Here is a 19,956-nt window from a genome sequence, read left to right on the forward strand (position 1 = left end):
GGATTTGCGATGAAAGGGATGTGCGAACTTTGCGGAAGAGAAGGTGTTGTATTAACTGTTCACCATTTAACCCCAAAAGAGTACGGTGGCACGGAAACAGCAAGGCTATGCATCCCGTGCCATAAACAAATTCATGCCCTATATACAAACGAGGAGTTAGCCAGTCGACTATACACAATGGAACAGCTACAACATGATGAACAAATTGCATCATTTGTTCGCTGGATTCGCAAACAACCCGCTGAGCGGATACCGAAAATAAAAAAAACAAAGCGGCAAAAGCGTTAAGCATTGCCGACAACGTTTTGATCAAATACGTCGGAATCAAGCGTGTTTGTGAAGCTAATGCCGTTGTTAGCAATAATAAAATTACCGGTATTAAACGCCCCGGATCCTCCAAATGTTTTGGATGATATTTTCGGTGATACATATAACGTGTCCCCCACTTGCATGACGGCGCCGCTAGCGACGAGATTAATTTTAATTGGACCGACGAGTGCTGGCATACGGCTTCCCCCCTTCTAGTTGACGAATATGTTTGACACGTGAATTTGCCTCTACTGTTTTTGTTGAACCGATATGCACGACAGATGTAGAAGAAATCCCGATAATGCGCATAGAATGAACAGCGATGAGCGGACAATCGTGCAACGTATGGCGACAAAGCGGTTCAGCATCGATTGGTGGAGTGGGAATCGTTTTTGTAAAAATCGGAAAGGTGAGTGGAAATTCCCTACTATCTACATATTCGAGCTGTCGCTGAACAGCAAGTGCTCGCGCTGACAGATGAATTTCTTGGCTATCCCCAATTTGTACGACGGAGCTAAAGGAAACAGCGTTGGCGCGAAGCAAGTGAACGACGGAAAGGCGGCTCATCGCTTTTCCTCATTTTTTTTATTGTTTTGTTTTGGCGGAAACGGACCGATAATTAACGATTCAGGTGGCGTATCAAATGCGGAAGCTAATTGAATCGTTTCGCTATCACCAACTAATACGAGTGAAGCGCTCGCTACGCCTCCGATGGCAATATGACCGACGGATAGATGATGATTCACAACTGTCATATTCATTCGTTCGTCTCCTCTCGTGGTAAATGTTTTAAAAACGTGTCAATCGAATGTTCAATATCTCTCTTTAAATAAGAAACGATCGTTTGTTGTAATGCATCGTTTGCTTGTTCATGTTCCCCGTATTGGCGCAAATAAAAATGAATGCGATCATCGATTTGCTGCGCAATATCTTGCAGTATAAATTCGCGGTATGCCGGATCGAGTGAACGTCCATATGTTTGTTCGATGCGGGCGATGATGTTTTCTCCTTCTTCTTGTAAATATGAATGGACAGCCGTTTGAATGTTGCGGAAAATAGGTGTTGGTTGCGGAATGATCGTTTGGCTTTTTGGAACCGCAAAATTTTCGATCGTATCTTCTCCAAACGTGGCAGGATTTAAACCGATATTTAACGTTCCTTCTAACGTTTCCACTTTTAATTGATCAAAATGATATTCAATTTTTTCGATCGTTGTATGCGGCTTTTTTTTTAATTGTTCATATTGTTGTTGTAAAGCGTTTACTGCTTGTTCAAGCGATTGCATTTTTTGTTGTTGCCATTTTAAATAAGCTTCAAGTTGTTTAAAATAATCGTCCCACATGTATGATGCCTCCTTCTTTGCCGACCCCTTTTATTTTCTAATGTATGGCCGAGCAGAAAGAAGTAGCACAGTTTTATACAGGGGATTGAAGCGGGACGAACGGTCCTTCCTCCCCTTGAATATTGATTTTTGCTTCTGGTGCTGGTTGTGTAAACTGACCAGTATTGCTTAATGTAGACAGTGGTTGTACTTTTCCAGTTGTTCCAATTTGAAGAACGGATGAGTTTGTGAGCGAACCGATTTTTAATTGATGAATCGAAATCGTTTGTTGAATGTAAAAGTTCATCTTTTCACCTCGCTAGGCGTTTCCAGCGATATTGCTGTCAGCAATATCGCGGTCATTCGTATTTGTATTGCTATATTGGTTGTAAATATGCAACCCGTCTCCCGTATTAAATGAACCCGCCCCAGCAAACGTTTTGGCAACGCTATACGGAGAGATAGCAAATACATCGCCAATGTGAAATACGCCGCCGCTTCCAATGCTGTTAATTTGAACTGCTCCAACAATGGCAGGCATTGGCTATCCCTTGCTTTTTACGTTGCCATCGGCGATGTCGGGGTCGATTGTATTTGTAAAGCTAATGAGCGTATTCGTTTGTAAAAAGTCTCCTGTATTTCCTCCGCCAGCACCTGCGAGCGATTTCGATGAACTTTTTGGGGCGATTTGCAACGTATCGCCGAAATTGACAGTCGCATCGCTGCTGACGTTCGTAATTTTTATTGGACCTGCAATATAGGAAGGCATGGCCATCGTCCTTTCTCTCATTCTTTCCCTTACTCAATTATATGAAAACAAGAAAAGAAATGTGCTCCACAAAAAGAAAGATATGTTATAATATTTCTGAAAAATTATAATTTTTAGACATAAAAGTGGGGGGATTGGGGATGAATGTGCCATTAGTATTAACGCATTTTTTAGACCGTGCCGTATCGCTTTATGGCGATAAAGTTGGCGTCATTAGTGAAGGAAAATCGCTTACATATCGTGAACTGAGTGAGCGCGTCAATCAATTGTCGCACGGGTTACGCGATTTAGGGGTGAAAAAAGGAGATCGTGTCGCTTATTTAGCGCCAAATACGTTAGAAATGCTCGAAGGGTTTTACCGCTTAGCGATCAATATCGAATGAAAGCAAAAGCAGGTTATGCGATGATTGGCTGTGAAGTGAAAGTCGTCAATGAGCATGGCGAACAAGTGCCTCGCGACGGAAAAACGATCGGGGAAGTCATTGTGCGCAGTAACGGGGTGATGGCAGGGTATTGGAAAAATCCAGAGGCAACGATGGAGACGATTCGCAATGGTTGGCTGCATACAGGAGATATGGCGACGATTGACGTATACGGAAACATCGACATTGTTGACCGAAAAAAAGATATTATTATTAGTGGAGGAGAAAACATTTCATCAATTGAAGTGGAAGGGGTGTTGTACGAGCACCCAGCTGTGCTTGAAGCAGCTGTCATCGCCGTTCCGCATGAAAAATGGGGAGAAACGCCGCATGCGTTTGTCGTTGTCCGTCCTGGAAAAGAAGTGACCGAACAAGAACTCATCGCCTTTTCACGTGAAAAACTTGCTCATTTTAAAGCGATTACCGGGGTGACGTTCGTTCAAGAATTGCCAAAAACCGCATCAGGAAAAATACAAAAAGTACATTTGCGCAACGGATATTGGCAATCGCTTGGGAAGACGGGAAGATATGTGAATTAATAAGGAAGAGCCGTTGTCGATTGACAGACGGCTCTTTTTTCTTTACGCTGAAATGGAAAAGGAGGGAAAAGATGCGTATTTCAACAATAGATGCGGTGCGTGGTTTGGCTTTATTTGGTATTTTGCTTGTAAACGTTCTTGATTTTTCGCTTCCGATGTTATATGTTGATGCGTCGGTATTTGCGAAAGATGGGGTTGATCGTTTTCTGCTCGCATTTGTAGATATATTTGCGCAAGCGAGCTTTTATCCGCTTTTTTCGTTATTGTTCGGCTGGGGAGCATGGGTGATGTTTGAAAAAGGGGGCGAGCGGTTTCGAGTGACTTTTTTGCGCCGCTTGCTTGCGTTATTGTTATTTGGGATGATTCATGCGTTTTTTATTTGGCATGGCGATATTTTAATCGGATATGCGATCGTTGGTTTGTTTCTTTTTCCGTTTTTTCAAGCGAGCGCAAACACGTTGCGCAACTGGGCACTTCTGCTTTGGATGGGCTGGGGTGGCGGTTCAACGATACTCATGTGGCTGATGTGGAAAATGAGCGGCGATGCCGATTTTTCAGAGCCAGAGCTGGCAAAGCAGGCGATCGTAAGTTATCAACAAGGCACGTGGGAACAAATTTTTATGCAGCGAGCGTATGATTGGTTGTACGTCAATTCGTTAACACAAGCATTCATTTTTATTTTAACGATTTTCCCGTTTTTTTTATTTGGTGCATATATCGCAAAAGAGAAGTGGTTTCATGATGTTAATCGGCATCGTTCCACCATACAAAAATGGTGCATCGGCGCGCTTATTGTTGGCATGATTTTTAAAGGACTTCCGTATGTCGAAAAAAATATCGTCACAACGTATGCCCAAGATATGATTGGCGGGCCTGCCCTCGCTTTATTTTATTTGACCGCCTTCTCGTTTGTATCAGTGAAAGTGATTCATTTTTTTGCCCCTGTTGGCAAAATGGCGTTTACGAACTATTTGATGCAATCAATTATTTGCACAACGATTTTTTATTCTTACGGCTTCGGATTATATGGGAAAGTAACGCCAAAACAAGCGCTCGCTGTGGCGCTCGGTGTATATGTTATGCAAGTATGTTGGAGCCATTGGTGGTTGAAAAAACATGCCATCGGACCGCTGGAGCGCGTATGGCGATGGATGACGTATGGAAAAAAGAAAACGACATGAATGGATCATGTCGCACATGGCTTGTCTTCTTTTTCTTTATGGAAAAGCACGGCTTCTTTCAAATGCTTATTTAACAATTCATCGAGCTCTTGACTGCATTGGATCGTTTCTTTCGCAGAAAAACCGTACATTTGCGCCAATTCAATTAATTGTCGTCTTTTCTTTTCGATGAGGGAAAGAGACATAAGATTCACCAACATTTTTCATTTTCATCAACAGTCTGTAAACAACTGTATGTATAAACTATTATACATATTCTGAAGAAAAAGGAAATAGGATAATGTGCTGAAAAATAATTTTTTTACAAAGGAGTTTACATGTGCAAAAGAGAAAGTAATGATGTTCGATCATACGAAAAAGGGGATGAGGACATGAAATTTGTTACAGCGCACGCCGGATCGGACGTTTTTGTCGGGGTTGTTCACGAGCAAAAAGTCGTTCATTTATCGAAAGCAGATGAAACGATACCACATACGATGATCGAATGCATCGAGCTTGGTGAATCGTTTATTGAAAAAGTGCAACGGGTGCTTAGAAACGTGCAATCGGAATGGACGTACGCCCTCGATGATGTGCAGTTGCTTGCGCCGATTCCGCGTCCGACAAAAAATATTTTTTGCATTGGAAAAAATTATGCCGATCATGCGCAAGAAATGGGAAGTGTAGCGGATCGCGAAAATATGATTGTATTTTCGAAAGCGCCAACGACAGTCATTGGACATGAGGCACCGATTTTACGCCATGCGGATGTAACCGATCAATTAGATTACGAAGGGGAACTTGCGATTGTGATTGGGAAAAAAGGAAAGGCGATTCCGAAAGAACAGGCGCTTGATTACGTGTTCGGTTATACGATTATAAACGATGTGACGGCGCGCGATTTACAAGAAAGACATAAACAATATTTGCTCGGCAAAAGCTTAGATACGTCATGTCCGATGGGACCGTGGATCGTTCATCGTTCAGCAATGACCGAGCCGCATGCTTTACATATTGAAACGAAAGTAAATGGCGAAGTGAGACAATCGGCAACGACAGCGCAATTTATTTTCGACATTCCAACGATCATCGCGACGTTGTCGAAAGGAATGACGTTAGAACCGGGGGATGTGATTGCGACAGGAACGCCAGCAGGAGTCGGAAAAGGCATGAATCCGCCGCGCTTTTTACAGTCGGGAGATGTCATTGAGATTACGATTGAACAAATCGGTACGCTACGGAATGTAGTCAAATAAAAAGCTGGGATATCCCAGCTTTTTACTGTTCAAATACTTTTTTCACTTTTTCAATCGCCCAGTCGAGTTCCTCTTTTGTAATGACGAGTGGCGGAGCGAAGCGGATGACTGTATCATGCGTTTCTTTACATAATAGCCCTTCTTTTTGTAGCTTTTCACAATATGGACGAGCAGGAACGTGTAATTCGACGCCGATAAACAACCCTCTGCCGCGCACTTCTTTAATGTCTGGATGGTTGATTTCGCGCAATTTTTCTTGGAAATATTGACCGAGCTCAAACGAGCGCTCTGGTAATTTTTCTTCTACGATTACATCAAGCGCAGCGATCGAAACGGCGCAAGCAAGCGGGTTACCACCGAATGTCGATCCGTGTGAGCCTGGATTAAATACGCCAAGAATGTCGCGGTTTGCAGCTACGCATGAAATTGGGAATACGCCGCCACCGAGCGCTTTACCAAGAATGTACATGTCTGGTTCGACTTCTTCCCAATCGCACGCAAACATTTTGCCAGAGCGGCCAAGCCCTGATTGAATTTCGTCGGCGATGTATAGCACGTTATGTTGTTTACATACGTCGTATGCCGCTTTTAAAAATCCTTCTGGTGGGATGTTAATGCCTGCTTCCCCTTGAATTGGTTCGAAAATAAACGCTGCTGTATTTGGTGTAATGGCTTGTTTGAGCGCTTCTACATCACCGAATGGAATGACTTTAATGCCAGGAAGCATCGGACCGAATCCGCGTTTATATTCTGGGTTCGATGACATCGATACAGCTGTCATCGTCCGTCCGTGGAAATTGTCTTCACAAACGATAATTTCCGCTTGGTCGGCAGGAACGCCTTTGACGTCATACGCCCAACGGCGCGCAGCTTTGACGGCTGTTTCGACCGCTTCCGCTCCTGTGTTCATCGGTAAAACCATCTCTTTGTTCGTTAATTTTGCCACTTTTTCATACCATGGCCCGAGCTGGTCGTTATGAAACGCGCGCGATGTTAATGTAATTTTATTTGCTTGCTCGATAAGCGCTTGCACGATGCGCGGATGGCGATGTCCTTGGTTGACCGCTGAGTAAGCGCTTAACATATCCATATAACGATTACCTTCTGGATCTTCTACCCATACACCTTCGCCTTTTGATAAGACGACTGGAAGTGGATGATAGTTATTTGCGCCGTATTTTTCTGTTAGTTCGATGATTTGTGTTGTTTTCACGTCAATCCCTCCTATTTCGATCGTCACATATATAACATACTTGAAGTGCATATAGAAAGTAAATAGAAAAGGAGAGCGTTTTCTTTTTCAATTTACGTACGGACGTGCTATTATAGGCATATATGAAGTGAAGAAAGGAGCATAGTTATGACACATGCACATATTACAACGTGGGTCGTTGCGCTTATTTTATTTGTCGTGGCGATTGCGCTTCAAGCGAAAGGACATGAAAAAACGAAAATGTTGCACATGTTGTTGCGCTTATTTTACATTTTAATCATTGCGACAGGTGCGTGGATTTTACATAGCATGTCCGCATTCCCATTTTTGTATATCGTCAAAGTGATTGTCGGTTTATGGGTCATCGGAACGATGGAAATGATTCTCGTTCGAACAGCCAAAGGAAAAAATACGAACGTTCTTTGGCTTCAGTTCATTGTCGCATTCGTTGTTGTGTTATATCTTGGCTTTAAATTGCCGTTCGGTTTTTCATTCTTTTCGTAAAGTTGGCATATGCGCCAACTTTTTTCTTTTTCCATCATATAGAAATATGTTATAATATAAATTGATTGATAATTCTAAAAAATAAAAAGAGAAAGAAAGAGTGGGAAAAAAGGGGATGAAATTATTTCAAACGTTTTGCAACACGTTTGCGGATTGGGAACGGTGGGTGAGCGACTATCGTTTATACGAATATGATCAGCTAACGATTTTCATTTCTTCGCTTTCTCCGTCGTTTCGCATGCAAGTCGAACAATACGTGCAACATCATTTACCCCAAGCACAACTGCTTCCGATGATTGGGGATGCATCGGAACAAGCAGTCATTTGTGCCCTTGTTTCTGATGAATGTCGGGCGGACTTAGACGAGATGCGTCAAAAAATGAAAATATCTGAACAATATTACCGCTCTTTATTTGAACATAATCCAGACATTGTATATTCCACCGATTTAGAAGGCAATTTTACAAGTGTCAATCCCGTGTTTGAGCAAGTGTTTGGGTATAAGGCAGACGAAATTTTGCATACGAACTCGCTTGATTACATTAAAGAGGAAGATATTCCTCGTGTGCGTCGCTATTTTTATCGTACGTTAAAAGGAAAAGTGCAACAGTACAATTTAGAAATTCCTTCGAAGACGGGAGAGGTGCGTTTATTCCAAATTAAAAACGTCCCGATTATCGTTGATGGAAAAAAGGTGGGGGTTTACGGCATCGGACGGGACATTACGGAACAAAAGCGTGCAGAGGAACATATAAAATATATCGCCTATCACGATGTCGATACGGGGCTACCGAATCGATTAAAATTTACGAACATCGTAAAGCAAGCTATTAACGAGGCGAAAGGGACAAGGGGGACACTTGCGGTATTATTTATTGATATGGATCGGTTTAAAATCGTAAATGATACGATCGGTCATTACGGAGGGGATGAAATATTAAAACAAATGGCAGAGCGAATAAAAAAAATATTGCCAGCCGGTGCGCATCTCGGTCGTTTCGGAGGGGATAAGTTTAGCTTGTTGCTGACGAAGCGAACAGATGCTCATACGGTTATTGAGTGGACGAAAAAATTGCTTCAACATATCGCGCTTCCGATTGTGTATGAAGAAAAAGAGTTTTTTTTAACGGCGAGCGTCGGTGTCAGTTTTTATCCTGCGGACGGTGTTGATGCCCAGTCGCTCTTAAAAAATGCAGATACGGCGGTGAATCGCGCGAAACAAAAAGGTGGCAACAGCGTGATGCTGTACGCAACAAAAATGAACGAACAAGTGATGTATCGCGTTGAGCTTGAACGTTATTTACGAAAAGCGCTCGAAAAAAATGAATGTTTTCTCGTTTATCAACCGTTGCTTGATTTAGTGACGGGAAAAATTGTTGGAAGCGAAGCGTTGTTGCGTTGGAAGCATCCGAAAATCGGTTTCGTTTCCCCGCTCGAATTTATTCCGCTTGCCGAAGAAATTGGTTTCATTCATGATCTCGGTCGTTGGGTATTAACAGAAGCGTGCATGCAAACGAAAAAATGGCACGATCTTGGTTTCCATTCATTAATGGTTTCGGTCAACGTCTCTGCATCGCAATTTCAACATCCGATGTTTTTTGAAGATGTGCAACGAGCGCTCAAACAGTCGCAACTACCTGCGCATTGTTTACATTTAGAATTAACGGAAAGCTCGATGTTGCGTAACATGTATTACAGCATTCAGGTGATGAAACAGCTGCAACAACTAGGTGTACACGTATCGATTGACGATTTCGGAACAGGGTATTCCTCGCTTAGTTATTTGAAAGATTTGCCAATTAACACGTTAAAAATTGACCGTTCGTTCATTTATCAACTTCATAAAGATCGTTCGGACATTGCGATCGTCAAATCGATTATTACGATGGGACATGGGTTGCGTTTAAAAGTTGTCGCCGAAGGGGTAGAAACGGCTGAACAAATGAAATTGTTAAAGCGATTGAAATGTCATTATGCGCAAGGGTATGCCATTTTTAAGCCGCTTTCTGCGGAACAATTTGAACAACAAGTGTTACAAGGGAACGTGGTTATTCAATAATCGAGTTGGACACCGATCACTTTTTTCCCTGTTTGTAACGTCAGTTCAAAGCGATGTTGTTTTTCGTCAAAATAATGGTGAACACTACACATGTCAACCGAGTTATCAAATATTAAAAAATTAACCCCTTTTTCGGCAAATAACATATAGTTATAACAATACAAACAGTCATATACGGAAAAATGCCACTCGTTAACTAAGTGAATAAAATGAAAAAACGCGTGATCGGGTAGCTGAGAAAGCCATTGTTCGTATGCGTGCGACAACGGTTTCATGTAGCGGAGACGGTCACCGTTTTTTAATGCGTAACGTTCGGTCATATACACGTCCCCATCTTCTCCAAGCCACCCTTTTATCCATTGACCGAAACGGAAAAGTTCGACTTCCTCCGGTAAACTTGTTAATTCATGCGCATCGTCATCTTCATCAAAAAATATCCATTCACCGTTCACTTGTTCAACAACGCCGTATATGTAAGCTCGTTTTTGTGCGCGCAATGATGCAAGGCGATCCATTTATTTCACTCCTTTTGCGTCAATTCCCTTCGTACGCCATTATAGACAACTCATCATTTATATAAACGATGCATAAAATAAAAGCATGCTTCATACTTGTTCACAACAGAAGGGAATGATTGACGTGTGCGGAATTACCGGATGGGTTCATTTTGAGCGTCATTTACAAAAAGAGAAAGAAACGGTGCTTAAGATGGCCAATACGCTCTCTTTTCGAGGGCCGGATGATACGAATGTGTGGCTTGATGACCATGTCGCCTTTGGCCATAAACGGCTTGTCGTCGTCGATCCAACAGGCGGTAAACAGCCGATGACGCGAATGAAAAATGGGTATCGTTATACGATTTGTTATAACGGTGAGCTATACAACACGGAAGATATTCGTAAGCAATTATTGAAAGAAGGATATACGTTTCAAGGACATTCGGATACGGAAGTATTGCTTACGGCATACATGGAATGGCGCGAGCGATGTGTCGATTATTTGAATGGCATTTTTGCGTTTGCGGTGTGGGACGGTGAACGAAAGCAGTTGTTTTTAGCACGCGATCGTTTAGGAGTCAAACCGCTTTTTTATCGCTATGAACAAAGAGAGTTTTTATTCGCTTCGGAAATTAAAGCGATTTTGGCTCATCCAAACGTTCGTGCCGAAATTGATCGCGAAAGTTTATGCGAAATTTTAGCGCTCGGTCCGTCGCGCACACCGGGGCATGGCGTATTTCGGACGATTCATGAACTGCGCCCAGCGCATGCGATGATCGTGAATAAAGAGGGGATACGGCAATGGCGATACTGGAACGTGAAAAGCGCCCCACACGTTCATTCGTTTGACGAAACGGTCGAGCATATTCGCACGTTGCTTATTGATGCCGTTACGCGCCAACTCGTTTCAGACGTCCCTGTGTGTACGTTTTTATCAGGTGGGGTCGATTCAAGCGCCATTACGGCGATCGCGGCACAGGCGTTTGAACGAGAAGGAAAAGGACCGCTTCATACGTATTCCATTGATTACGAAGAAAATGAACAATATTTTACAGCTAACACTTTTCAGCCGAATAGCGACGGTCCTTGGATTAAACAAATGTCTGATGCGTTTCAAACCGTTCATCATACGTGTGTCATTTCGCAACAACAATTAGCTGATGAATTGAAAGAAGCAGTCATTGCGCGCGATTTGCCGGGCATGGCGGATATTGATTCGTCGCTTCTTTGGTTTTGTCGCCAAATTAAGCAACAGTTTGTTGTGAGTCTATCTGGAGAGTGTGCCGACGAAATTTTTGGAGGCTATCCATGGTTCCATAGAAAAGAAGACTTTGAGCGAGACGGATTTCCGTGGATGCGCTCGTTAGATGAGCGATTCGATCTGTTAAATGAAACGTGGCGTGAAAAACTGCCGCTTCATGAGTATGCCGATATGCGTTATAGAGAAACGCTTCGTGAAGTTCCTCATGTGGACGGAGAAAGCAAGGAAGAAGCGCGCCGACGAGAATTATTTTACTTAAATATGATTTGGTTTATGACAACGCTTTTAGACCGTAAAGACCGGATGAGCATGGCGGCAAGTTTAGAAGTGCGCGTCCCGTTTGCGGACCATCGCCTTGTCGAGTACGTATGGAACATTCCGTGGGAGATGAAAATGCATAACAATCGCGAAAAGGGGATTTTGCGTAAGGCGTTAGAAGGCATGTTGCCTGATGACGTATTGTATCGGAAAAAAAGTCCGTATCCGAAAACGCATCATCCGCGCTATACAGACATCGTAGCGGAACGCCTAGAGACCATTTTAGCGAATCGCTCGTCTGTTTTATATGAACTGTTTGATGCAAAGAAGTTAAAGGAATTAGTGGAGACGAAAGGACAGTCGTTTCGCATTCCATGGTTCGGGCAATTAATGTCCGGTCCGCAACTTTTGGCGTATTTTATTCAGTTTCATGAGTGGTTTGAGCATTACAATGTTCAGTTAAAAGAAAACTGAGAAAACCCGAACAACGTCGTCGTTGTTCGGGTTTTTAAGCTGTCGCTTCCTTTTTGACGAACGATTTTGTGCGCCATACGTTTGATTTCCAACGCCAATAGACGAGCAAGCCACGTATCCATTCGTCCGCCGCAAAGGCGAGCCAGATGCCGACTAAACCAAGATCGAATGAAATGCCAAGGAGGTAGGCAAGCGGGACGCTTATTCCCCACATCGAAGCGATGCCGATATAGACAGGAAATTTCACATCGCCCGCAGCGCGCAGCGAGTTAATGACTACAAGGTTAAATGAACGCCCCGGTTCAAGAAGCATCGTGAGTAAAATGAGCGTCCCGCCTGTTTCAATCATCCGTTTGTTGCTTGTGAAAATGGAAAACAGTTGGTCGGAAAAGACGGAAAACAATGCTGCCATCGTAAACGAAATGATGACCGCAAGTTTTAAACTTCGTAAGCAACGAGTATATGCCTCATGAAAGCGTTCTGCCCCAACGAGATGCCCGATCATAATTTGTGTCCCTTGCCCGATGGCAACGCTAAACAAAAAAATAAACATCATGATGTTTTGTGTATATACTCTCGTCGTTAACGCCTCTGTGCCAAGCATTGTAATAAAATATGTGATGACAAGTTGTGACGTATTGTAAGCGACATGTTCGCCGGCAGATGGAATGCCAATTTTTAATAATTGTTTAACGTAAGCAAATGAAAACGCCTCTTTCGATAACAGTGGGAGAGGATGTGGGAGACGTTTCATGATGAGCAAAAATCCAATGACAAGCCCGATCATCCGGCTGATCGTTGTTGACCAAGCGACCCCTTCAACACCTAAAACCGGTAAGCCAAACGGTCCGAACAATACGAAATAGTTGCCAATGATGTTTAATATGTTGACTCCAATCGTAATATTCATCATATCGCGTGTAAACCCGTAGCTGCGCAATATCGCCCCGAGCGTCATAATGAGCGCTTGCACAAATGAAAAACCACCAACAATCCATAAATAAGCACGCGCATCAGCCATTAGCTCGTTTGGAACGTTCATTACTTGAAGGAGATGATCGCTTCCTATCCAAAGCGCAACGCTTAATACGACGCCAAATAATAAATTTGCCCAAATGGAAGTAGCTCCAATATAGGAAGCTGTTTTTTCATCGTTTGCCCCAGCATATTGTGCAATTAAAATCGATGTTCCTGTTGCGATAAAGCCAAACATGACAACGACCATAAACAATAACTGATTGGCTACCCCGACAGCCGCAACCGCTTCATCGGCATATTGACTGAGCATAAACGTATCGGCATTGCCCGTCAACATATGAAGCGTCAATTCAATAAAAATGGGCCAAGTGAGCGCAAATAAAGAAAGCTTTTTTGCCAAACAAGACAACCCCTTTACGTTTTCCGACTTGCAAACTGTTTTTATTTTAATGGATTGTTATAATGAAAAAAAGAGAAAAAGACGATAACTTTTGTACATTTCCGACTTAAAGGAGGGCGCTTATGTATATATCGTTTTCCGTTCCGCCGTTTCCCGTTTTCATTAAAGGTGGTGAGGCGGTTTTTCGAAAAGGAATGAAACATTTTCGACGCACGTTTTCGGTATTTGATTTACTGTATGTGCAAAAAGGAACGTTATATATGACGGAACACGAAGAAACGTTTACCGTTCGGGAAGGAGAATACGTCATTTTATGCCCACAGTTTGAACATTATGGGCATGAACCGTGTGGTGAAGATACATACTTTATTTGGATTCATTTTTCAGTGCCACAATACGAGCTTGTTGAAAAACAGCCGTATGGATGGAGCGATATTATTGAACGAGAGGCAACGTATGTCGATTATGCGCAATATCGTTTATTTATTCCACAATACGGAAAGTTGAACAAAGTAGGAATGGAGACGATGTTGCAACATATCGTTCGTGAGCAACAAACACCGGATCATTCGTTGGCGCAACAGCTGTTATTTGCACAATGGATCGTTCAATTGCAAAAACAAACGCTTCATATTCCATCAGCGGCGGAGCATGTATGTAGAGAAGCGATGGAATATATTCATCGTCATTATGATCAATCGTTTGAAATGGAGCATCTTGCTTATGCTCTCCGACTTCATCCTGACTACATTTCACGCTGTATGCAAAAAACGATCGGAATGAGTGCGCTGCAATATGTACATGATTATCGGCTGAAAGTAGCAAAGAAAAAATTAGCCGCAACCAACGAGACGGTCGCGGCGATTGCTAAACAAGTCGGATTTGAGGATGGTGCATATTTTTCGCGTGTATTTAAAAAATTAGAAGGGATGACGCCAAGCGAGTATCGCCGTTTTATACAGCGGGCGTAGGCTGCACAAGTAACATACGAAAGCCGTACGGCTCAATTGTCATCGTTTGTTCAGTTATTTGTTCGTTCGTCCAAAGGTTGATGACCGTTTTGTCTTGAAGTGAAAATGGAACGGTCCATGTAAGCGATGCGTCTGCATTGTTTAACACGCAAACGATCGTTTCATCTTCGTACGTTTTGACGTAAGCGATATGATTCGTTTCATCGTTTGCTTCTAACACATGAAATTCGCCAAAGCGCAAGGCACGATATTGTTTGCGCAGTGTAATAAGCGTTTGGACGTGCGTAAGTATATCGCGGTCTTGTTTTTCTTTTTCCCATACCATACATTTGCGACAAAGCGGGTCTTGTCCACCAGTTAAGCCGATTTCATCGCCGTAATAGATGCATGGCGAGCCACTAAACGAAAGTTGGAACGTAAACATGAGTTTTACCTTTTCTTTTCGTTCACCGCATTGCGTTAAAATGCGCGGCGTGTCGTGGCTGCCGAGCAAATTAAAGGCGACTTCGTTTACGTTTTGCGGATAGTTATGCAACACGTTTACGATCGTATGGGCAAATTCGCTTGCTTTTACGTTTTCTTTCGCAAAGTAGTTGAGTGCGCCGTTCGTAAACGGATAGTTCATGACCGCATCAAATTGATCTCCTCTTAGCCATGGCATCGCATCGTGCCAAATTTCACCGAGAATGTACACGTCCGGTTTGATCGCTTTCACCGCTTGGCGAAACTCGCGCCAAAATTGATGGTCGACTTCGTTTGCTACGTCTAATCGCCAGCCGTCAATGTCAAATTCGCGAATCCAATATGTTGCGACGTCTAGTAAATATTGCTTCACTTCCGGGTTTTCGGTATTTAATTTCGGCATCTCTGGTACAAAAGCAAACGTATCGTAATTTGGAATCGGTTCCGTTTGAAGTGGAAATTCACGAATATGGAACCAATCTTTATACCGTGATTTCTCGCCGTTTTTTAGCACGTCTTGAAACGGGGCGAAATAATAGCCGCTATGGTTAAACACCGCATCAAGCATGACGCGAATGCCTTTTTCATGGCATGCTTCAACGAGCCGTTTAAATGTTTGTTTGTCGCCAAATTGTGGATCGATTTCAAAATAGTCGATCGTGTCGTATTTATGGTTCGATGGCGCTTTGAAAATCGGTGTAAAATAAATGCCGGTAATGCCGAGTTCGACAAGATAGTCTAATCGTTCAATAATGCCTTCAAAATCGCCGCCAAAAAAGCTCGTCGTTGTCGGATCGATACTTCCCCATGGGAGCGTATTTGGCGGATTTAAACGTGGATTGCCGTTGGCGAAACGCTCAGGGAAAATTTGATACCAGACGGTGTCTTTTACCCAGCTCGGTGCGTCAAATACATCGATGCGATTTAAAAACGGGAAACAAAAATAGTATGCGGTATCGTCTGTCGGGGCTTGTTTATAAAAGCCTTTTTCTGTATAGACGAGCATGTCTTCACCGGCGTGCAATTCAAAGCCATAGCGCAAGCGACGATACGGTGGTTGCACAGCGATGAACCAATAATCAAATAAAGCGTCACAACCGCTTTTTTGCATCGGTTGCTTGTCAAATTGCCATGCGCCATCTTCCCATACGTACGGGTCGCCAAATAACAAATAAACGGCATCGACGTCATCTTTTTTTGTCCGCAAACGAATATGTAGCGTTCGTTCGTCGTATGCATAAGCAAACGCATCTTTTGGACGGTGATAAATCGCTTCTTTTAACATGTTTCAATCTCTCCTCTCTATTTATCGCGCAATCGATTGCGCTTCTTATCACATATTTGTACGCTCTCTCTTCTTTGAGCTAAGGAAGCGGATACAATGCTTATGTCAAGCGTAAAATGAACGGAAGTAAAAAGTCAATATTCATTCAAAAAAAGATGAAAAAAATAGTTGTCAAAGCGGAAAATGATAGTATAATGAAGATAAAGGTTGTGCAATCGTTTTCGCAAAACAAAAATGAAAGCGTTTGTACATATTGCTGAAAACATAGGAGGGGTCGAAATGAAAAAAACGGTATCCATTTTTTCATCGCTTGCATTGCTTGCAGGTGTGATGGCAGGTTGTGGTCCACAAGATGAGGCAAAGCCAAAGGAAAATGAAAACGAAGGAAAAACGGAAGTATCGGAAGACGGCATGCCGCCAAAACCAGAAAAGCTTGTCGTTTGGGAAGACGTGAAGCGCGGTGTGGCGTTAGAGCCAGCGATTAAAGCGTTCGAAGAAAAATACGGCATTAAAGTCGAGTACAAAGAAGTTGAAATGGCAACAAAACAACGCGATCAACTTCGCCTAGACGGTCCAGCTGGCACAGGCCCTGACGTTATTACTGTTCCGCACGACCAAATCGGTCAGCTCGTGACGGAAGGATTAATTCGCGAAATTAACGTTGATCAAGCGGTATTAGACACGTTTACAGAATCTTCAATTGCGGCGCAAATGTATGATGGAAAGTTATATGGACTTCCAAAAGCAGTAGAAACGCCTGTATTTATTTATAACAAAAAATTAATGGACAAAGCGCCTGAAACGATGGATGAATTGTATCAGTTCGCTAAAGAGTTTACAAAAGGTGATCAATACGGTTTCTTAGCGCTTTGGGATAATTTCTACTTCGCGCACGGTGTGATCGCTGGTATGGGCGGTTACGTATTTAAAAACAATAACGGTGCGTTAGATCGCAACGACATCGGTTTAAATAACGAAGGAGCCGTTAAAGGAACAGAATACATTCAACAATGGTATAAAGAATTGTTCCCGAAAGGTATTATCGGTGAAAACGGCGGTTCAGCGATGGACGGCTTATTCAACGAAGGAAAAGCAGCATCTGTCATGAACGGTCCGTGGGCGTTCCAAGGTATGCGTGATGCAGGCATTGATATCGGTGTTGCACCAATGCCAAAATTGCCAAACGGTGAGCCTGTGAAAACGTTTATGGGTGTAAAAGGATGGCACGTATCTGCCTTCTCGAAACATCCGGAATGGGCAACAAAACTCATCGAGTTTATTACAAACGAAGAAAATGCGAAAAAACGTTTCGAGTTAACGCGTGAAATTCCACCTGTGAAATCGCTCATTAACGATCCGTTAATCGCAGAAGATGAAGGGGCAAAAGCGGTTGCGATCCAATCGCAATATGCGATTCCAATGCCAAACATTCCTGAAATGGCAGAAGTATGGGGACCAATGGCGACAGCACTTCAACTTGTCGCGAACCAAAAAGCAGAGCCAAAACAAGCGCTTGATGAAGCTGTAAAAACAATTAAAACGAACATTGAAACAAACCATCCAAGCAACTAAGAAACGAGCGGTACCTCTCTTGTAGAGGTACTGCTTCAACTTTCTTTTCTTTGTTTATTCATTCACATTTAAGTGCGCTCCTCGCCATTGTTTAGAAAGGAGACAAAATCAATGGAAACACCAATGTATCAATCGAATCATCGGAAAATTGCCCTCGGTTTATCCATTATTCCGGGATTTGGTCAACTGTATAATCGTCAATACGTGAAAGGTATTTCATTTTTTATTTTAGCTGCTTCATTTTTAATCGTTTTTAAAGATTTGTTAAATATGGGATGGTGGGGAATCTTTACGCTCGGTGAAGTCATCGGCCGTGACCATTCCATTTTCTTGCTCGTTGAGGGCATTTTAGCGGTCATTATTTCGGTGTTTGGACTTGGGTTTTATGCATTTAATTTGCGCGATGCCTATAAAAACGGGCAAAAGCGTGATTTAGGGTTGAAAATTAGCTCGTTGCGCGAGCAATATCGTGCGCTCGTTGACAACGGCTTTCCATATTTAATGATTTCACCAGGATTTATTTTACTTGTGTTTGTCGTTATTTTCCCGATTATTTTCGTCGTCTTATTGGCGTTTACAAACTATGACTTATATCATTCACCGCCAGCGAAACTTGTTGACTGGGTTGGGTTTCAAAACTTCATTGACCTAGTGAAGCTCGATCTCTGGCGGAAAACGTTTATTAACGTACTTGCTTGGACGATCGTTTGGACGTTTGGGGCAACAACGTTACAAATTGCGCTCGGTATTTTCCTAGCCATTATTGTGAACCAAAAAGATTTAAAAGGAAAAGCGATCATTCGGACGATTTTCATTTTACCTTGGGCAGTTCCAGCGTTTGTAACGATTCTCGTTTTCTCAGGTATGTTTAACGAATCGTTCGGAGTGATTAATAAAACGATTTTGGCGTCGTTAGGCATCGGACCGATTGAATGGATGACCGATCCGTTTTGGACGAAAGTGGCGTTAATTCTCATTCAAACGTGGCTCGGCTTCCCGTTCGTCTTTGCGATGACAACGGGGGTATTGCAAGCTATTCCGAATGAATTGTATGAAGCGGCGACAGTTGATGGCGCATCAAGTTGGCAAAAGTTTACGAAAATTACCCTTCCGCTCGTGTTGTATGCGACAGCGCCAATTTTAATTACGCAATATACGTTTAACTTCAACAACTTTAACATCATTTACTTATTTAATGGTGGTGGCCCTGCGGTATCTGGGCAAAATGCTGGTGCGACAGACATTTTAATTTCGTGGATTTATCGTTTAACGATGACGTCTGCGCAATATTCGAAAGCGGCGGCAATTACGTTATTGCTTTCGCTCGTTGTCGTATCTGTCGCATTATGGCAGTTTAGAAGAACAAAATCATTTAAAGAAGAGGATATGATGTAATATGGATATGAAAAGACAAAAACTCATTCGGTTGACGTTGTCGTATGCCGTCATTTTGGTGATGACGATCATTATCGTCTATCCGCTTCTTTGGGTCGTTGGCTCGTCATTTAATCCGGGACAAAGCTTATCTGGGTCAAAAATGATTCCAGACAACGCCACGCTAGCGCACTATAAAAAATTGTTCGATACATCGCAAAGCGATTATTTGACTTGGTATTGGAACTCGTTAAAAATTTCGACGTTGACGATGATTTTTTCCGTTATTTTAGTAAGTTTAACAGCGTATTCGTTTTCGCGTTATCGCTTTATCGGACGCCAAAACGGATTGATGACGTTTTTAATTTTGCAGATGATCCCAAACTTTGCGGCGCTTATTGCGATTTTCATTTTAGCGCTTTTAACGGGATTAGTTGATACGCATTTAGGGTTAATTCTCGTATACGTCGGCGGTGCCATTCCGATGAATACGTGGCTAATGAAAGGATATTTAGATACGATTCCGAAAGAGCTTGATGAATCGGCGAAAATTGACGGAGCAGGGCATTTGCGCATTTTCTTCCAAATCGTTTTGCCGCTTGCGAAGCCAATTATTGCGGTTGTGGCGCTCTTTACGTTTATCGCGCCGTTTGGCGATTTTATTTTAGCGAGCGTATTGCTTCGCAGCAAAGAAAAATATACGCTTGCGGTTGGATTATACGATTTAGTGGCAAAACAGTTCGGCAGCGAATTTACAACGTTTGCGGCAGGTTCCGTTTTAATTGCGGTGCCGATCGCTATTCTCTTCCTTTCATTCCAAAAGTATTTCGTCTCTGGCTTAACGGCGGGTGGAACAAAAGGGTGAGAAACGA

Annotated in this window: 23 protein-coding genes and 1 pseudogene; 12 read left to right on the top strand and 12 right to left on the bottom strand. The window is 42.7% G+C overall.

The genetic code is table 11. The features are described from left to right. Positions 1–9: 9 nt before the first annotated feature. The gene (locus tag LD028_RS04575; protein WP_237811089.1) at positions 10–288 is read left to right on the top strand and encodes an HNH endonuclease; all 279 of its coding nucleotides are present in this window, start codon (positions 10–12) and stop codon (positions 286–288) included. Here LD028_RS04575 and LD028_RS04580 read toward each other — a convergent pair. From LD028_RS04580 to LD028_RS04610, 7 genes are all read right to left on the bottom strand, one after another. Next, complete coding sequence (locus tag LD028_RS04580; protein ID WP_237811090.1) at positions 285–506, bottom strand: spore germination protein; 222 nt, start codon at positions 504–506, stop codon at positions 285–287. The two genes, LD028_RS04575 and LD028_RS04580, sit on opposite strands and share 4 nt — an antisense overlap. Then, entirely contained in the window at positions 481–876 is a 396-nt protein-coding gene (locus tag LD028_RS04585; RefSeq protein ID WP_237811091.1) for a spore germination protein GerPE, read from the bottom strand. The genes LD028_RS04580 and LD028_RS04585 overlap by 26 nt, the downstream gene beginning before the upstream one ends. Further along, positions 873–1,070 (bottom strand): hypothetical protein, encoded by a 198-nt coding sequence (locus tag LD028_RS04590; RefSeq protein WP_021093988.1) that lies wholly within the window; start codon positions 1,068–1,070, stop codon positions 873–875. The genes LD028_RS04585 and LD028_RS04590 overlap by 4 nt, the downstream gene beginning before the upstream one ends. Next, positions 1,067–1,651: a spore germination protein GerPC gene (gerPC, locus tag LD028_RS04595; RefSeq protein WP_237811092.1), complete on the bottom strand. Its 585-nt coding sequence runs from the start codon at positions 1,649–1,651 to the stop codon at positions 1,067–1,069. Before gerPC ends, LD028_RS04590 begins: the two co-directional genes overlap by 4 nt. A 73-nt stretch (positions 1,652–1,724) precedes the next feature. Further along, on the bottom strand, positions 1,725–1,937 hold the full coding sequence (locus LD028_RS04600) for a spore germination protein GerPB (RefSeq protein WP_021093990.1): 213 nt from the start codon (positions 1,935–1,937) through the stop codon (positions 1,725–1,727). Positions 1,938–1,949: 12 nt separating this feature from the next. Then, a complete protein-coding gene (locus tag LD028_RS04605) occupies positions 1,950–2,171 on the bottom strand; it encodes a spore germination protein (protein WP_006319006.1) in 222 nt (73 codons plus the stop codon). Between the two features lie 3 nt (positions 2,172–2,174). After that, a complete protein-coding gene (locus tag LD028_RS04610) occupies positions 2,175–2,399 on the bottom strand; it encodes a spore germination protein (RefSeq protein ID WP_021093992.1) in 225 nt (74 codons plus the stop codon). A 140-nt stretch (positions 2,400–2,539) separates the two neighbouring features. On the opposite strand from LD028_RS04610, the gene LD028_RS18325 reads away from it, so the two are divergent. From LD028_RS18325 to LD028_RS04620, 3 genes and pseudogenes are all read left to right on the top strand, one after another. Then, a complete protein-coding gene (locus LD028_RS18325; protein ID WP_370642765.1) occupies positions 2,540–2,782 on the top strand; it encodes an AMP-binding protein in 243 nt (80 codons plus the stop codon). After that, positions 2,776–3,360, top strand: a pseudogene (locus LD028_RS04615) (AMP-binding enzyme); the annotation flags it as partial. The gene LD028_RS18325 and the pseudogene LD028_RS04615, both read left to right, overlap by 7 nt. Positions 3,361–3,431: 71 nt before the next feature. Next, entirely contained in the window at positions 3,432–4,541 is a 1,110-nt protein-coding gene (locus LD028_RS04620) for a DUF418 domain-containing protein (RefSeq protein ID WP_237811093.1), read from the top strand. Between the two features lie 5 nt (positions 4,542–4,546). On the opposite strand, the gene LD028_RS04625 is transcribed toward LD028_RS04620, so the two are convergent. Continuing rightward, positions 4,547–4,726, bottom strand: a complete 180-nt coding sequence (locus LD028_RS04625; RefSeq protein ID WP_004891991.1) for an aspartyl-phosphate phosphatase Spo0E family protein — start codon at positions 4,724–4,726, stop codon at positions 4,547–4,549. Between the two features lie 186 nt (positions 4,727–4,912). Between LD028_RS04625 and LD028_RS04630 the strand changes: the two genes are divergently transcribed. Continuing rightward, entirely contained in the window at positions 4,913–5,776 is an 864-nt protein-coding gene (locus tag LD028_RS04630; protein ID WP_237811095.1) for a fumarylacetoacetate hydrolase family protein, read from the top strand. Positions 5,777–5,798: 22 nt separating this feature from the next. On the opposite strand, the gene LD028_RS04635 is transcribed toward LD028_RS04630, so the two are convergent. Beyond that, on the bottom strand, positions 5,799–7,040 hold the full coding sequence (locus tag LD028_RS04635) for an ornithine--oxo-acid transaminase (protein WP_052023524.1): 1,242 nt from the start codon (positions 7,038–7,040) through the stop codon (positions 5,799–5,801). Between the two features lie 96 nt (positions 7,041–7,136). Here LD028_RS04635 and LD028_RS04640 point away from each other — a divergent pair, with 96 nt between their 5' ends. Then, complete coding sequence (locus LD028_RS04640; protein ID WP_006318991.1) at positions 7,137–7,493, top strand: YisL family protein; 357 nt, start codon at positions 7,137–7,139, stop codon at positions 7,491–7,493. 115 nt (positions 7,494–7,608) lie between these two features. Beyond that, on the top strand, positions 7,609–9,552 hold the full coding sequence (locus LD028_RS04645; protein ID WP_237811096.1) for a putative bifunctional diguanylate cyclase/phosphodiesterase: 1,944 nt from the start codon (positions 7,609–7,611) through the stop codon (positions 9,550–9,552). Here the strand turns inward: LD028_RS04645 and LD028_RS04650 are convergent. Next, positions 9,546–10,067 carry a DUF2777 family protein gene (locus LD028_RS04650; protein WP_006318989.1) on the bottom strand — a complete coding sequence of 174 codons (522 nt, stop codon included), beginning with the start codon at positions 10,065–10,067 and terminating at the stop codon, positions 9,546–9,548. The genes LD028_RS04645 and LD028_RS04650 overlap by 7 nt on opposite strands. Positions 10,068–10,191: 124 nt before the next feature. On the opposite strand from LD028_RS04650, the gene asnB reads away from it, so the two are divergent. After that, the gene (gene asnB / locus LD028_RS04655) at positions 10,192–12,042 is read left to right on the top strand and encodes an asparagine synthase (glutamine-hydrolyzing) (RefSeq protein ID WP_237811138.1); all 1,851 of its coding nucleotides are present in this window, start codon (positions 10,192–10,194) and stop codon (positions 12,040–12,042) included. Positions 12,043–12,076: 34 nt separating this feature from the next. Here asnB and LD028_RS04660 read toward each other — a convergent pair whose 3' ends face one another. Continuing rightward, on the bottom strand, positions 12,077–13,420 hold the full coding sequence (locus tag LD028_RS04660) for an MATE family efflux transporter (RefSeq protein WP_370642764.1): 1,344 nt from the start codon (positions 13,418–13,420) through the stop codon (positions 12,077–12,079). 122 nt (positions 13,421–13,542) lie between these two features. On the opposite strand from LD028_RS04660, the gene LD028_RS04665 reads away from it, so the two are divergent. Continuing rightward, a complete protein-coding gene (locus LD028_RS04665) occupies positions 13,543–14,391 on the top strand; it encodes a helix-turn-helix domain-containing protein (RefSeq protein ID WP_237811098.1) in 849 nt (282 codons plus the stop codon). On the opposite strand, the gene LD028_RS04670 is transcribed toward LD028_RS04665, so the two are convergent. Then, positions 14,375–16,138: an alpha-glycosidase gene (locus LD028_RS04670; RefSeq protein WP_237811099.1), complete on the bottom strand. Its 1,764-nt coding sequence runs from the start codon at positions 16,136–16,138 to the stop codon at positions 14,375–14,377. The genes LD028_RS04665 and LD028_RS04670 overlap by 17 nt on opposite strands. 279 nt (positions 16,139–16,417) lie before the next feature. On the opposite strand from LD028_RS04670, the gene LD028_RS04675 reads away from it, so the two are divergent. The 3 genes from LD028_RS04675 (at position 16,418) to LD028_RS04685 (ending at position 19,949) form a co-directional block, all read left to right on the top strand. Beyond that, positions 16,418–17,710, top strand: coding sequence for an extracellular solute-binding protein (locus LD028_RS04675; protein ID WP_237811100.1), 1,293 nt, complete (start codon positions 16,418–16,420; stop codon positions 17,708–17,710). 111 nt (positions 17,711–17,821) lie between these two features. Then, positions 17,822–19,105, top strand: a complete 1,284-nt coding sequence (locus LD028_RS04680) for a carbohydrate ABC transporter permease (RefSeq protein WP_237811101.1) — start codon at positions 17,822–17,824, stop codon at positions 19,103–19,105. Between the two features lies 1 nt (position 19,106). Further along, positions 19,107–19,949 (top strand): sugar ABC transporter permease, encoded by an 843-nt coding sequence (locus tag LD028_RS04685; RefSeq protein WP_009361935.1) that lies wholly within the window; start codon positions 19,107–19,109, stop codon positions 19,947–19,949. The last annotated feature ends 7 nt before the right edge of the window (positions 19,950–19,956 follow it).

This window comes from Anoxybacillus sp. LAT27 (genome assembly GCF_022030075.1).
GTDB lineage: Bacteria > Bacillota > Bacilli > Bacillales > Anoxybacillaceae > Anoxybacillus > Anoxybacillus kestanbolensis.

What these genes read in the sequence shown, in the direction of transcription:
- LD028_RS04575 (WP_237811089.1), top strand. Translation starts at nt 10, where the DNA reads ATGAAAGGGATGTGCGAACTTTGCGGAAGAGAAGGTGTTGTATTAACT.
- LD028_RS04580 (WP_237811090.1), bottom strand. Translation starts at nt 506, where the DNA reads ATGCCAGCACTCGTCGGTCCAATTAAAATTAATCTCGTCGCTAGCGGC.
- LD028_RS04585 (WP_237811091.1), bottom strand. Translation starts at nt 876, where the DNA reads ATGAGCCGCCTTTCCGTCGTTCACTTGCTTCGCGCCAACGCTGTTTCC.
- LD028_RS04590 (WP_021093988.1), bottom strand. Translation starts at nt 1,070, where the DNA reads ATGAATATGACAGTTGTGAATCATCATCTATCCGTCGGTCATATTGCC.
- gerPC (WP_237811092.1), bottom strand. Translation starts at nt 1,651, where the DNA reads ATGTGGGACGATTATTTTAAACAACTTGAAGCTTATTTAAAATGGCAA.
- LD028_RS04600 (WP_021093990.1), bottom strand. Translation starts at nt 1,937, where the DNA reads ATGAACTTTTACATTCAACAAACGATTTCGATTCATCAATTAAAAATC.
- LD028_RS04605 (WP_006319006.1), bottom strand. Translation starts at nt 2,171, where the DNA reads ATGCCTGCCATTGTTGGAGCAGTTCAAATTAACAGCATTGGAAGCGGC.
- LD028_RS04610 (WP_021093992.1), bottom strand. Translation starts at nt 2,399, where the DNA reads ATGCCTTCCTATATTGCAGGTCCAATAAAAATTACGAACGTCAGCAGC.
- LD028_RS18325 (WP_370642765.1), top strand. Translation starts at nt 2,540, where the DNA reads ATGAATGTGCCATTAGTATTAACGCATTTTTTAGACCGTGCCGTATCG.
- LD028_RS04620 (WP_237811093.1), top strand. Translation starts at nt 3,432, where the DNA reads ATGCGTATTTCAACAATAGATGCGGTGCGTGGTTTGGCTTTATTTGGT.
- LD028_RS04625 (WP_004891991.1), bottom strand. Translation starts at nt 4,726, where the DNA reads ATGTCTCTTTCCCTCATCGAAAAGAAAAGACGACAATTAATTGAATTG.
- LD028_RS04630 (WP_237811095.1), top strand. Translation starts at nt 4,913, where the DNA reads ATGAAATTTGTTACAGCGCACGCCGGATCGGACGTTTTTGTCGGGGTT.
- LD028_RS04635 (WP_052023524.1), bottom strand. Translation starts at nt 7,040, where the DNA reads ATGCACTTCAAGTATGTTATATATGTGACGATCGAAATAGGAGGGATT.
- LD028_RS04640 (WP_006318991.1), top strand. Translation starts at nt 7,137, where the DNA reads ATGACACATGCACATATTACAACGTGGGTCGTTGCGCTTATTTTATTT.
- LD028_RS04645 (WP_237811096.1), top strand. Translation starts at nt 7,609, where the DNA reads ATGAAATTATTTCAAACGTTTTGCAACACGTTTGCGGATTGGGAACGG.
- LD028_RS04650 (WP_006318989.1), bottom strand. Translation starts at nt 10,067, where the DNA reads ATGGATCGCCTTGCATCATTGCGCGCACAAAAACGAGCTTACATATAC.
- LD028_RS04665 (WP_237811098.1), top strand. Translation starts at nt 13,543, where the DNA reads ATGTATATATCGTTTTCCGTTCCGCCGTTTCCCGTTTTCATTAAAGGT.
- LD028_RS04670 (WP_237811099.1), bottom strand. Translation starts at nt 16,138, where the DNA reads ATGTTAAAAGAAGCGATTTATCACCGTCCAAAAGATGCGTTTGCTTAT.
- LD028_RS04675 (WP_237811100.1), top strand. Translation starts at nt 16,418, where the DNA reads ATGAAAAAAACGGTATCCATTTTTTCATCGCTTGCATTGCTTGCAGGT.
- LD028_RS04680 (WP_237811101.1), top strand. Translation starts at nt 17,822, where the DNA reads ATGGAAACACCAATGTATCAATCGAATCATCGGAAAATTGCCCTCGGT.
- LD028_RS04685 (WP_009361935.1), top strand. Translation starts at nt 19,107, where the DNA reads ATGGATATGAAAAGACAAAAACTCATTCGGTTGACGTTGTCGTATGCC.